The sequence below is a fragment of the Bacillus sp. FJAT-49736 genome (assembly GCF_018343615.1).
Taxonomy (GTDB): domain Bacteria; phylum Bacillota; class Bacilli; order Bacillales; family Bacillaceae_C; genus Margalitia.
This window is the reverse complement of the sequence record NZ_JAGYPI010000005.1, coordinates 94,694-107,811: the sequence shown is the minus strand read 5'-3', so window position 1 is coordinate 107,811 and position 13,118 is coordinate 94,694. Positions and strand designations below refer to the sequence as shown.

Annotated in this window: 10 protein-coding genes; 8 read left to right on the top strand and 2 right to left on the bottom strand. The window is 35.4% G+C overall.

Translation table 11 applies throughout. The annotated features are described in order from the left end of the window. Positions 1-213: 213 nt before the first annotated feature. Entirely contained in the window at positions 214-1,692 is a 1,479-nt protein-coding gene (gene proP / locus KHA87_RS20265; protein ID WP_213095959.1) for a glycine betaine/L-proline transporter ProP, read from the top strand. A 105-nt stretch (positions 1,693-1,797) separates the two neighbouring features. On the opposite strand, the gene KHA87_RS20260 is transcribed toward proP, so the two are convergent. After that, positions 1,798-2,463, bottom strand: a complete 666-nt coding sequence (locus KHA87_RS20260; protein ID WP_213095958.1) for a hypothetical protein — start codon at positions 2,461-2,463, stop codon at positions 1,798-1,800. A 360-nt stretch (positions 2,464-2,823) separates the two neighbouring features. Here KHA87_RS20260 and KHA87_RS20255 point away from each other — a divergent pair, with 360 nt between their 5' ends. The 5 genes from KHA87_RS20255 to KHA87_RS20235 all read left to right on the top strand — a co-directional run bounded on the left by KHA87_RS20255 (position 2,824) and on the right by KHA87_RS20235 (position 9,271). Then, positions 2,824-3,210, top strand: coding sequence for a response regulator (locus tag KHA87_RS20255; protein ID WP_213095957.1), 387 nt, complete (start codon positions 2,824-2,826; stop codon positions 3,208-3,210). Next, entirely contained in the window at positions 3,203-4,135 is a 933-nt protein-coding gene (locus KHA87_RS20250; RefSeq protein ID WP_213095956.1) for a cyclic di-GMP-binding domain-containing protein, MshE-related, read from the top strand. The genes KHA87_RS20255 and KHA87_RS20250 overlap by 8 nt, the downstream gene beginning before the upstream one ends. A 98-nt stretch (positions 4,136-4,233) precedes the next feature. After that, positions 4,234-5,601: a TrkH family potassium uptake protein gene (locus tag KHA87_RS20245; RefSeq protein ID WP_213095955.1), complete on the top strand. Its 1,368-nt coding sequence runs from the start codon at positions 4,234-4,236 to the stop codon at positions 5,599-5,601. A 291-nt stretch (positions 5,602-5,892) separates the two neighbouring features. Next, entirely contained in the window at positions 5,893-8,529 is a 2,637-nt protein-coding gene (locus KHA87_RS20240; protein WP_213095954.1) for a putative bifunctional diguanylate cyclase/phosphodiesterase, read from the top strand. 274 nt (positions 8,530-8,803) lie between these two features. Further along, positions 8,804-9,271, top strand: a complete 468-nt coding sequence (locus KHA87_RS20235) for a hypothetical protein (protein ID WP_213095953.1) — start codon at positions 8,804-8,806, stop codon at positions 9,269-9,271. A gap of 58 nt (positions 9,272-9,329) precedes the next feature. Here the strand turns inward: KHA87_RS20235 and KHA87_RS20230 are convergent, their stop codons facing one another. Then, entirely contained in the window at positions 9,330-10,553 is a 1,224-nt protein-coding gene (locus KHA87_RS20230) for a helix-turn-helix domain-containing protein (protein WP_213095952.1), read from the bottom strand. A gap of 123 nt (positions 10,554-10,676) precedes the next feature. Between KHA87_RS20230 and KHA87_RS20225 the strand changes: the two genes are divergently transcribed. Next, positions 10,677-11,978, top strand: a complete 1,302-nt coding sequence (locus KHA87_RS20225; RefSeq protein ID WP_213095951.1) for an MFS transporter — start codon at positions 10,677-10,679, stop codon at positions 11,976-11,978. Between the two features lie 500 nt (positions 11,979-12,478). Further along, a complete protein-coding gene (gene cdaS / locus KHA87_RS20220) occupies positions 12,479-13,114 on the top strand; it encodes a sporulation-specific diadenylate cyclase CdaS (RefSeq protein WP_213095950.1) in 636 nt (211 codons plus the stop codon). The last annotated feature ends 4 nt before the right edge of the window (positions 13,115-13,118 follow it).

The window sequence follows — 13,118 nt, the reverse complement described above, 5'->3', positions numbered from 1 at the left end:
TAAGTGAATCCAACGGTGTAAGGGTCCAATGTATAACTAGAAGTTAGGCAGTCAATAACATAATATTTTTTAAAACCAGGGGCGGTTCTCTTGATTCCAAATAGGAAACAAGAGAACCGTTCTTATGTTTCTGTATATGTTTCTGAATAGCAAAGGAGCAGCCAACTCAAAATAACATTAGGATAAAATTTATATGAGAATAAAGGTGAAGCAATGGCTGAAAATGTGAAAAAGTGGGCTAGGTTTAAAAAAAAATCTGAAAGAAGACTGAAAAAGGAGGATATTACCATTGTTGATGCAGATACTGCAAAAAAAGCGGTGTTTGCTACTGCCCTAGGTAATGCGATGGAGTGGTTTGATTTTGGAATTTACTCTTATTTGGCTGTGACGATAGGAAAGGTGTTTTTTTCTGGCGTTACCGGACCGCTTCAATTAGTGTTTTCGTTTGCTACCTTTGCTGTGGCTTTTCTTGTTCGTCCTTTTGGCGGGATGTTTTTTGGGATGTTGGGTGATAAGTTAGGGAGAAAAAAGATATTAACCATTACTTTAGTATTAATGTCGCTTGCTACTTTAAGTATGGGGTTAATACCGAGCTATGCAAGGATTGGAAATCTGGCTCCAATACTTTTGCTGTTAGCAAGATTGATTCAGGGATTTTCTGCAGGCGGTGAATATTCAGGCGCCATGACTTTCATCGTGGAATCTTCACCTGATAAAAAAAGAGGGTTTCTATCGAGTGGGTTGGAAGTAGGAACATTAGTTGGTTATATTGCTGGATCTGGTATCGTGACGATTCTCAATTATATGCTTGGACCAGATAAAATGCTAGATTGGGGATGGCGTATACCGTTTTTCATTGCTGCCCCGATAGGTCTAATTGGTCTTTATTTGAGGAATAATCTCGAGGAGACTCCTGTCTTTGAAGCAATGAATGAAGAGAAACAGAAAGAAAATGAAAAAGGGCTAATAAAAAAAGTTTTTGTCTTTCATTGGCCACAACTGCTTAAAGGCATGGTTTTAGTTTTATTTTTTAATGTTGTGGATTACATGCTGTTATCGTATATGCCATCTTATTTAAATGTTGTCCTAGGTTATGGAGAAACGAAAGGCCTTTTGTTCATTCTCATTGTTATGTTTATCATGATTCCAATTGTTTTACTTATGGGTTATCTTAGTGATCGAATTGGAAATAAACGCCTTATTTTAGGAGGCTTGATTGGAATAATTCTCCTGTCCATCCCTTCATTCAAAATGATTGGAAATGGGAGTAATGTAATGGTTTTTTTGGGCCTTATGATATTAGCTATTCTATTGGCCACCTTCGAAGCAACGATGCCATCTATGCTACCTTCCTTGTTTTTTACGGAAGTACGATATGTAGCGCTGGCGATTACTTTTAATATTTCAGTTTCCATATTTGGCGGAACAACTCCGTTGGTTTTGTCGTGGCTTATAGAAGTGACAGATAATAAGATGGTTCCCGCCTATTATATAATGGCAGCGTGTTTAATTGGCGTTATCACAATGATTTTTGTAAAGGAGACCACTGGGAAAGCACTGCGGGGATCTGCGCCAGCAGTAGAGGAAAAAAATGAAGTTGCAGAGATTTTAGAGAACCCTCAAGAGGCAATTTGGTGGAAAGAAGAAAAAATAAATATAGATGAAAAAATCGCCGAGTCAGAAAATGAATAAAACACAAGGGGACGGATCCCGGTTTCCTAAAAAGGAAACGAGAACCGTCTCTCTTGTTCAGTAAACATAAAGATATAAAGGTTAATTCTTTTTTAAACGCAAATCTTAGAAGATGTTTGCTTTATAATTTGCAGTTGTATATCCAATAGGCTTTAGGGATTTATCATAAAAAATAACCAAATTATAATAAGTGTTCTTTTTCCATTGCCATTGTTCATCTACAGTTAAATATCCTGTTGGAATCAATGAAGTACTGTAATTGCCATAAGGAAATATATCAGCATTCATATTCAATGCTTCCTTTACACCAAATGGTGATAGACTAGTATGATAACTCCAATAAGCAGCTTTTATTTTTTGCTTAAATGGGGTGAATACGATATTTCTTTCTAATTTATTCTCCTTCATCACTTTGTTAGTCAGTTTTTTTACTGGCTGGAATGGAATAATTAATTTTTTTACAGTTATCTTTTGCTGTTGATAGGCAAAAGCTCGTTTTTTCTTATCAAAATAGACAATGGTTGCATATACATCCTTCGCAAGCTCATTATCCTCGAAGCTAATCCCCCAACCAGCTTTTTTTCGAGTGCCTCTATAGTAAATTAAATTATTATCATCTTTTTTTATTTGGTTAATAGGTTTGTCAGAAACGTTAAACATGAAGTACCAAACCTTCTTATCTAGTCCATCACCTAGTTCATGATTCGGTTTCTTATTTTCGAACTGAATATATCCACCATTTAATTTTCCAATAGTACTACTTATTTTCATCCAAGAAACTTTCTCCCTGAGATTATGGACCGTCTCTGCTGATGATGTATGACTGAAACAAACAGAAAATAGAAGAACCGTTAGTATTGTCAATGTCCTATATTTATATTCTCTCATTTGCATCCCCCGATAGTGAAATTGATAAGTAATATAGAGCAAAAATATCATAAATTTATTCACTTGAATAATTTTTTCTTGAATATTTTTTTGCGCAGAAGGATTGTTTTAGAAAATTAGAAAGCTTTTTAAATATAACCGTTAATTTTTTCTGAAATTTCGAATATTGTCGAAGGAATTATTACTAGGTCTGTAGAACTATTGGTTATAAATAATTTATTTAGCTTAAGGGAGTTGGCAAATGTGCAAAACAATTTAAAGGTTTTAATTTGTGATGATTCCACTTTAATAAGAAAAAAATTAAAGGATATTTTAAAAAGGTGTAAATGCGAAGAAGTATTTGAATCCGAAAATGGGAATAAGGCAGTCGAAATGGCGAAATTATATAGCCCTGATATCGTGTTTATGGATATTATTATGCCTGAAAAGGATGGGATCGAAGCTTTAAAAGAAATTAGAGAATGGAACCCAGATGTAAAAGTTGTAATGGTATCGTCCGTTGGAACAAATCAGCATCTTAAAAGGGCACTTGAAAATGGCGCGATAGATTTTATCCAGAAGCCCGTTACCTTAGAGGCGGTTACAAATGTACTGACAAAGGTGCTTGAGGAGGGTAATGTGAATGTTTAATCAGTACTTCGGCCAGTATTTACTTAATCGAGCATTTATTACAAGAGAACAACTAATGGATGCTTTGGATTTGCAAAATAAGGTTTATGTCAAGTTTGGAGTTCTGGCAGTCGATGAAGGATATATGACTTCATTTCAAGTCGAAGAGGTTCACGAGAAACAAAAGCAAGTAGACAAACGCTTTGGTGAAGTTGCTGTTGATTGTGGCTATTTAACGAATGAACAAGTAGAAGTACTTGTTTCGAAGCAAAAGCAAAACCATTTATTTTTAGCTCAAGCACTTGTGGATCGTGGATACATGACGATAGAACAATTTGAATTAGCTCTGCGTGATTATAAAAAGGAAAATAGCTTAACAGATACTCAAATGGAAGCGATGAAAAGCGGCAACGTTGAAGAGTTAGTAAACCATATCGTCGACGTGCAGGATGAACGAATCCGAGCCGAATATGGAAAGTATGTTTCGCTCTTTGTGAAAAATATGATTCGTTTTATTGATCATCAAGTTTATATTGATGCCTCATCACCAGAGGTGTCCGAACAAGGTAAATGGTTAGTATATCAGGAGATTACTGGGGAACATCCACTTTTTACGGCAATGAATGTAAGTGATGATGTTTTTGTATTCCTCGCATCTAAGTATGCTGAGGAAGAATTAGCTGTGGTGGATGAACTCGCCAAGTCATCAGTCAGTGAGTTTTTGAACCTGCAAAATGGTATATATTTAGTAAATATGTCTAATTCTGGAATGGAATTAGAAATGAAGCCACAGGAGGTATTAGAAAATGCCGTAGTAACAGGGGAATCCTTCCGCGTTACAGTTCATACCTCTAAGGGCCCTTTTCAGCTAATTCTTTCCACGCAGCCTGTAAATATTTCTTTTGAAGTTAAAAACAAAAGTAATCAGGGAGCAGCTTTAAGATAAACGAAAAGATGCTAAAAGAAAATTAGTCCAATCCCTTTCAAATATGCTAATTTTTCTTTATGATTAGAGAAATGGTGTAATTGGGGGATTAGGATTTCATGTTATCGAAGTTGCGTATCTGGCTGGAAAAACGGTCTCCATTTCAAGTAATAGCAGGTTATTATTTACTAGCAATTATGGTTTCCATTATTTTATTTAGTCTTCCGGCAGTTCATCGTCCGGGAGTTAAGGTGAGTTTTATGGATACTGTTTTTACTGCTGTCAGTGTGGTTAGCGACACCGGTTTGACTGTGTTTAATGTTTCGGAGACATACAGCCACTTCGGTTATTTTATTATAATGATTGTTTTGCAATTCGGCGGAATTGGCATTATGGGAATGAGTACATTTTTCTGGCTGATTTTAGGTAGAAGAATTGGTTTGCGTGAACGCCGTTTAATAATGGTTGATAATAATCAATTTGCTTTGTCCGGTCTTGTTAAACTGGTAAGGGAGATATTAAAAATCATTCTCTTAACGGAGCTGTTAGGAGCAGTAATTTTTGGATTTCATTTCTTAAAGTATTTTCCGACATGGAAAGAAGCGTTTCTACAGGGGCTTTTTGCATCCGTAAGTGCAACAACAAATGCCGGAATGGATATTACGGGTGAATCCCTTGCGCCTTTTGCGGGAGATTATGTTGTTCAATTAATAACCATTATTCTTATTATCTTTGGTGCTATTGGCTTTCCTGTATTAATCGAAGTGAAGGAATATCTATCTAGGAAAAAGAAAAGACCTGCGCAGCCTTTCCGTTTTTCATTATTTACGAAGCTAACAACATTGACTTATGGAATACTATTTATTATAGGAACAATCCTAATTTTGATATTAGAATGGCAGCATTATTTTAAAAATATATCATGGCATCAAAGCTTTTTCTACGCGCTTTTTCAAGCAGCTACAACTCGAAGTGCAGGGCTTACCACAATGGACATTACGGAGTTTTCAATACCAACATTATTGGTGATGAGTGTTTTTATGTTTATTGGAGGATCACCTAATTCTGTCGGGGGCGGAATTAGAACGACAACCTTTGCGTTAAATATGCTATTTCTTTATCATTTTGCAAAAGGAAATCGTGAAATTAAAGTCTTTCATCGCGAGCTTCACCAGGATGATGTTATGAAATCAATGGCCGTAACATTATTGGCCATTATTATGTGCTGCATATCGGTTGTAGTGATAAGCATTACGGATAAACAGCAGGAACTAATCGCAATCTTATTTGAGGTTTGTTCTGCCTTTGGGACTGTAGGATTATCCTTCGGTATTACTCCGGATCTCAGTATTCAGGCTAAGTGCATTCTAATGTTGTTGATGTTTGTTGGTAGAATCGGTTTGGCTTCCTTCTTATATATTATGGGAGGCGGAAGCCATAAAACAGCAAAATATCATTATCCAACGGAAAGGGTAATGACCGGTTGACGGTAAAGGGACGTTTCTTTCGCTTAAATAGAAGCAATCGAAACGTCCTTTGCTTTTTCGTAAAAAGAACAGAAGGTAAAAGCATGTTGCTAGGCGCCAATCGAGAGGGGCAGCCCTTTACTATTAAGGAAATTTTCTTGTTAGTTTTAAATTCTAAATACAAACATATTCAAGTGAAAATTCATGTGATATTATTTTATTGGAACATACCTACTTTTGAGGGGTATCATGGAATTATTTAAACATTTATCCATCTTGAATTAATAACCTGTGGTAGATTAGGAGATATATATGCACGTTTTCAAACAATTAAAATCAAGAAAGTATCGTGAAATATTTCTTTTTCTTGTTCTTGCTGGTTTAATCGTATTTAGTTCAAGCAACAAGTTAACGGTTGTTTATGGAATTACTTTTTCTTTTACTAGTATCTTCTTATTTTTGATGTTTCGGATATTTGGGATGCGAATGGCCATATTTTTCGGGATAGCGTCACTATTCTTTGTTCCGGAAAGTTTTACAAGCATAGGCTATGGATGTCTTTCTATAATAGAGGTACTGTTTGTTGGGGCTTTTTTCTTCAAAGGAAGAAAAGCAAAAATGTTTTACGTGGATGCTCTATTTTGGGTTTCTGTCGGTATAGCGGGCCTATTATTCCTTAATTGGAGTTCCCTATCAGGTAATGCATTATATTTTCAAGTATCGAAGGACATGATCAATGGGTCTTTTAATGTTCTATTAGCGGACATGCTACTCGCATATTTCCCTTTTTATAGAATGTGCAGAGTGAATAAAAACAATGTTTCCTTCCATCAATTCTTATCTCATATTACATTCATCTCCATTCTTGTTCCCTTTTTCTTAAATATTGCTACGAATGCATGGAATGTGCATGATTTTACCATTGAGAATGCAGAAAATCTGGCTAGAAACAGCGTGAATCGAGTGGAAAAGGACATAGTTTTGTGGAATAAAGATGATATTCATAAGTTGTATGATCCTGTTCAAATTAGTCATTTAAATGAGACTGTAATGAAGAATAAGGAGCAGGAGTACGATTTAATTATTACAGATAATCGTCAGCACGTGGTTGCTTCCAGCACAGATAGGATTAAAGCAGATCAAATATACGATTTGCAGAGAAATTTTTATTTAAACGAAATATCCGACCATTTATACGAGGCATTGCCAAAGGGGCATAGCGGGGTATTGCCTATTATTCAATGGGGTGGCGGATATTATGTTTATATGGAAAACATAGATGATCTATCGATGAAGATTTTGATTCAATTTCCCATTTTACAGTATCAGGAAAAAATATACAGAAACTTTATAGACCAATTGAAATATTCAATGCTCTTTGCAGTTTGTATAGTGGTACTTGTACAGGTTGTAAGCAGAATTTTTATGAATAATTTAAAACAATTAATTATAGCTACAACAGGGCTTCCTCAGAAGATTCATCATTTCGAACAGATTAAATGGCCACAAAGCTATGTGTCTGAGCTTCGGTTGCTGACACTAAATTTAAGAAAGATGGCGGATAAGATAAGAGAATTATTCAGGGAAAGCCATGATATGAATGAGAAGTTAACAGAGCAGACGGTAAAATTGAAGGAGTCGGAGGATCGCCTTCATCAATTGGCCTTCTTCGATGTTTTGACAGGTTTGCCTAATAGGCTTCATTTTCAAGCACATGTAAGAAATGAAATTAAAAGTAATCCGACGGGCAAAATAGCCGTAATATTTATTGATATTAATCAATTCAAGCAGATTAATGATACATTGGGACATGATGCCGGAGATGCATTGCTTCAATTAGTTGGAACGAAATTAGGACGTTTGCAAAATGATTCAATAGAAATCTTTCGTCTGAGCGGTGATGAATTTGTAGTTGTCCAAAATGTGAGTGATAAAGGATTACAAAATACAATCAAGCAAATACTACATACTTTTTCCCACCCATTCCCAATCATGGGGCATATGTTTTATGTTTCGGCAAGTGTTGGTGTCAGTATGTATCCTGAGGACGGTGAGGATCTGGATACGCTTGTTAAATGTGCAGACATTGCTATGTACATTTCGAAGGAAAATGGGGGAAATAAAGTTCAATTTTTTAATGAGACAATGAGAAATAAATTTCAAGAGCGCCTAATGATAGAAAATGCGTTGCGAAATGTAGTGGACAATGGCGGTTTCGAGCTCTATTACCAGCCTAAAACCTGTTTAGATGAAGTAACAAGTATGGAAGCATTATTGCGTTGGAAGGATCCGAAGCTTGGATTTGTTTCTCCGGCAACTTTTATTCCAATTGCAGAGGAAATCGGGTTGATTTTTCAAATTGATGAGTGGTCCTTAATTGAGGCTTGTAAGCAAAATCAGAGATGGCAAGAGGAAGGTTTGCTGAAGGTGCCAATTTCCGTTAATATTTCGGCAATACACTTTCAACAGGATTCATTAATCCCTTTAGTGAAAAAGGCACTAGAAATATCGGGCATGGAACCGAAATATTTAAAGCTTGAAATAACAGAAAGTGTGTTTATTAAAAATCCAATACAAGTGGCTGAGGTCATTTATAAATTAAAAAAATTAGGAGTACTCATCTCGATTGATGATTTTGGAACGGGTTATTCCTCCATGTATCAATTATTGCAGTTGCCATTTGATGAGGTTAAGATTGATCGTCAATTTGTGATTGATATTCATCAAGATGAGAAGAAAGCCCTTTTAGTGAAATCGATTCTTGATATAGCCCACGGACTTCAATTAAATGTTGTGGCAGAAGGAGTAGAAACCACAACAGAAAGGGACTTATTGATGAAGATGGGTTGCGACGAGATCCAAGGATATTTATTCAGTCCTCCTGTAAACAAAGAGGCAATGAGAAAGTTCCTTGCCGCTAAGGGAGAAGAATTTGCTTTAAGTGAATAATCTGATGTGTAAATTCGATGGTGCTTGGCACCATTAGGTGAGGAATCCTTTGTGGATTAATAAGGATATCTTGAATATAAGCTTGCCTGATCTTTGATTGCGGTTTTTGTATGACTGCATCGAGGCTCAGGCATTTTTAATTATATTAGTATTAAATAGAATTGTATTCTGAAAAAGTATAATATAATTCCAAAAGGTATATCTGTATTTTCTGAATTTAACAAAGTGGCTGAGATGTGCTCGAGATAAACATATTGCATGAAGGGGGAAGGGAATGGGCAAATTAAAAATCGTCATTTGGTTTATTTGTTTATTGATTACAGTGGGTACATTCTACATTATGATTGTAGGAACAGCGTCTCCAGATAAAGCGAATGGAAATGGGAATCCTGCATTATTTGTCCTGTTTACAGCTTATCCGGCAATGATTAGTTTCTATTATTTAACCATTAACATTGGCGTTAGATTGATCTTAAAAACAAAAAATAAGAGATTAGCTTGGATCCTTTGCTCGACTAGTTTGATAGTTTGTGTAGCACTATATTTTCCTATAAGGTCGAATGCTGAAGCTGTAAAATTAGGATTAGAAAAATCTATAAATAAAGATTATAGTAAAGGCTGGAATCAATTCACAAACACTATATACTTCAATACTTACACATTCCTACTCGCCCTCTTCTTATGCATAGTAATAGCAACCGTTATTTCCAATATAAAAATCACAAAGGAAATGAGAAATTAACTGGTGCCAGGCACCATTCGAAAAACAAAGAGGAGGATAAAAAAATTCCTCCGTTCATTTAAAAGTATTTTCTTAACTTCTCGTACGTTTCTTGGCTGAATTCTTTATATGGTGTTCGCGGTAGATTGGTGAAGTTGTCCATTGCTGTTTTTGCAAAATAGTGTGCTTCGTTTTTGTGCCCTAATTCCCAATAACATAATGCAATGTAGCAATCCTTAACATAATACAATGACAAATCAAAGGGATGATGGACAGTAGATGGAATTTCCGCTTTTTCAAAACTGTTAATTGCTTCTTCATAATGACAAAGCCCAAATAGTGCTTTTCCACGCTCAAGAAAATATAAGTTATTTAAAATTTTGTTCTTATCTGAGGAGGAAAAATACCTCTCAATTTTATCAAGTGCTTTAATATAGTCATGTTTATCAGAAATGAGAGACATAACATCATTCAATTCGTATATTTTGAGTGACAGTGAATCATCGGCGAATTCACCATATTGTTTTAATTTATTTAAATAAAAGGACTTCTCATCGTCATTTTTATCCATCATTGCTTGGCCGGCAGCTAGTCTATATAAATCATCAATAAGGTAAAAAATTCTCTGTTCTTTTGAAAATTGAATTGCATTATTCATAACAAATTTAGCAGAGTTGTTATCACCAACGGCGAAATGCAAAATAGCTTCATGATAATCAAGATTTAATCGTGACATAGGATCAATATAAGCATGCTTTTTTTCAATTTCTTTTCTCTCCTGCAGAAATATGCCTAATGCATGTGCATAATTATGCTCTTTAAATTTAACATTGGAGCGGAAAATTCCGATGTTTGCACGATTTGCTGTAAGGTTTATTTGATCGTATAAATCTGCTGCACGATCTAAATAATACTGCCAATCTGTCCCTTTGTTGTAATAAAGTGCACGGCTGTATATGTCTAATAGTCGAGCAGACTCATATCCTTGTTTAAGGTTATCAATATATGGGCTAATAAGGGCTATTAACTGTTCATACTGATTTGTTCTTTCTTTCTCGCTCATATTATAAAGATTTTCAGCTCTCTCTAAAATCTCCCTTAATTCTTGAGAACTTACTTCCTCTAACAGATCTGTAATATCCACCTCAAGTTGCTTAGCAATGAAAGCCAAACTTTCCATCGAAGGCTGGGCCTTATTATTTTCAATTAAGCTTAGCATTCCTTTAGTAAGTTCATTTCCTGCGAGTGTTTCCAAAGTCATTTTCTTTTGTTTTCGTAATTTGCGTATTCGTTCTCCAAGCATTTTTGCACACACACTCCTAAATTTAGCGGATAGTTAAATTATATTAAACTTTTTCTTGTAGTCAAAGTAATTCCATGTTATGATTTGTTTAATAAAATTAAACTTTTGGGGTGAAGGATTAACATGGATAGTGAATTAAAGTTGAAAAAGGCCACTTATCATCTTTGGACCTTTACAATTAGTAAACTTATTGGTTCCTTTGGTGCACAAGTATATTCTTTTGCCATCAGTTTTTATATTTTACAATTAACCGGATCTGCCACTAATTTTGCAGCAAATCTTCTATGTAGTATCCTGCCTCGTACACTGGCAGGTCCTTTTGCAGGATATGTTTCCGATAATTTCCCCAGAAAGACAATTGCTATCACTTCCCAGATTGTTCAGACGGTGGCGATCGGTGTTCTACTTACAGTGTGTTTAACCTCGGATCTTTCTTTAATTGCTATTTATATTACTACTTGTGTTTTATCCTTAACATCAACGTTTTCCGGAGTGAATTTCACTTCCTCTATTACTGGACTAATTGATGAGGCAAGAATACAGAAAGCAATGTCTTTAAATCAAATGTCTATTTCATTTGCAGCCATTGGAAGCCCAGTTGTAGGAGGATTGTTGTATGGTATTGTGTCTATGCCGGTATTTCTGATTATATACATGATAGCATCGGGCATTGCAGTAATTCTCGAGTCAACAATGAATTTTAAGCTATTTGCAAATCGAAAAACAAATGGAGAAGGAAAAAAGAAGGAACCAATCTGGCAGAGCATGAAATCCGGAATTGCGTATTTAAAATTGAATCCGCTTATTACCACGGTTATATGGATAGCTTTATTAGTGAATTTCTTCTTCGGTGCACATCAGGTAGGATATTCATTCATACTGATTGATAGGTTAAAAATAGACTCACAGCATTTCGGATTAACAGAAGGGGCGTTTGCAATTGGAATGCTGATACTATCTTTCTATTTTTCATTCCGTAAAGAGGTGAAGTATCCACTCCTATTATCAAAACGCGGCATAATTGCCTTAGGAATTTTAATGTCCGGGATAGCCTTGCCACTTATTATAAAGATGTCCTACTCTTGGCTGATCATTTTCTATATGGTACTGATGATAGGGTTTGGCGCATTAATTATTTTAATAAACACACCAATGCAAGTAATGCTTCAGAAGCAAATCGATGATGATTATAAAGGACGAGTTTTTTCTATAATAGAAACAATGGCGCAAGCACTTTCACCACTAGCAATGGTTTTATATGGCTTCCTATACGATTTCATCCCTGCTCAATGGATACTCATGGTCTCCGCACTTTTCCTAATAGGTGTAGTAATGATACTTGCTAGACCATCCGTTATTCGCAAGGCACATCCTGAATGGGGAGAGAATGGCATTATTAAGGAAAAAGCTCCTGCTATCCATTAAGGGGGATCTAAAAATTTCGATTGCTAATTTATGACTGAAAATGGACAGTTGAAGCTACCTTGTTTAAAGGAGCTTCAATTTTTTATGTCACTTTTAGGGACTGACACCATCATTTTGGAATATTCGTTATGCAACTTCATTTTTGGATTTTATTTGTGAAGAAATTTGCAAATACTAGTTCAGAAAGAGCTTATTGTTTGGGAAGAGAGTGGTATTAACCTGTAGCTTAAACAAGGATATTGATTTTAAAACTCCATAAATAGACAGGCTATTAAATGAATTTTATGGATTAGTAAGAGATTCATCTTTTGAACGGTAACTCTCATTAAACTTTGATCCTTACTTTGGTTAAGTATCAAAAATCATCTTAAGAAAAGATGCCTCTTGCAAGACTATATTAGGATGGAAATCTATAAACGAAAAACAACCAATTAAAATCGGCTTTTAGAATTTAACAATATGTGCGAAAACAGCTATTAATAAAAGGGAGATGAATGAATATGTCTAAAAAAAACTGTGACTTTTCTCCAATGAAACAGAAGTTGATAGTCGAAATTCAACATTTAATTGCTCATCTTCAATCAAATGTTGCAAAGCTTGATGGGGAAGACTACTGCCTCCTAAACTGTTTGGAAGAGGCTAAAAATCAATTGGTGGATATTGAAGCCATGGCCGCATCCTTTTATTTAAACTGTTATTTATCCACATTTACAGATACCTATGAGGATTTATCTGCATCTGTACAGCATCTATCTAAACAAAGACACGGTGCATTGATTGTGGTAGAACGAAGTCAATCTATAGATTCCATTATACAAAAAGGAACCCCAATGGAGGCAGTCGTTACTTCCAAATTATTAGAGGCGATCTTTTATCCCGGAAATCCTCTTCATGATGGCGCTGTTGTTATTAGGGGTAATATTGTAGTTTCAGCGTCGAATGTTCTTCCTCTAACAAAAAGAAAAATAGGAAAAGAAAAAGTTGGAACCAGGCATCGGGCAGCTCTTGGTGTAACGGAGCTAAGTGATGCACTTGCTCTTGTCGTTTCAGAGGAAACGGGGAAAATTTCTTTTGCACTGGAAGGTAATTTATATCCAATTAATATGTTCGATTCAGTTGCTGTGGATGAGCGCTAAATAT

What these genes read in the sequence shown, in the direction of transcription:
- proP (WP_213095959.1), top strand. Translation starts at nt 214, where the DNA reads ATGGCTGAAAATGTGAAAAAGTGGGCTAGGTTTAAAAAAAAATCTGAA.
- KHA87_RS20260 (WP_213095958.1), bottom strand. Translation starts at nt 2,463, where the DNA reads ATGAAAATAAGTAGTACTATTGGAAAATTAAATGGTGGATATATTCAG.
- KHA87_RS20250 (WP_213095956.1), top strand. Translation starts at nt 3,203, where the DNA reads ATGTTTAATCAGTACTTCGGCCAGTATTTACTTAATCGAGCATTTATT.
- KHA87_RS20245 (WP_213095955.1), top strand. Translation starts at nt 4,234, where the DNA reads ATGTTATCGAAGTTGCGTATCTGGCTGGAAAAACGGTCTCCATTTCAA.
- KHA87_RS20240 (WP_213095954.1), top strand. Translation starts at nt 5,893, where the DNA reads ATGCACGTTTTCAAACAATTAAAATCAAGAAAGTATCGTGAAATATTT.
- KHA87_RS20235 (WP_213095953.1), top strand. Translation starts at nt 8,804, where the DNA reads ATGGGCAAATTAAAAATCGTCATTTGGTTTATTTGTTTATTGATTACA.
- KHA87_RS20230 (WP_213095952.1), bottom strand. Translation starts at nt 10,553, where the DNA reads ATGCTTGGAGAACGAATACGCAAATTACGAAAACAAAAGAAAATGACT.
- KHA87_RS20225 (WP_213095951.1), top strand. Translation starts at nt 10,677, where the DNA reads ATGGATAGTGAATTAAAGTTGAAAAAGGCCACTTATCATCTTTGGACC.
- cdaS (WP_213095950.1), top strand. Translation starts at nt 12,479, where the DNA reads ATGTCTAAAAAAAACTGTGACTTTTCTCCAATGAAACAGAAGTTGATA.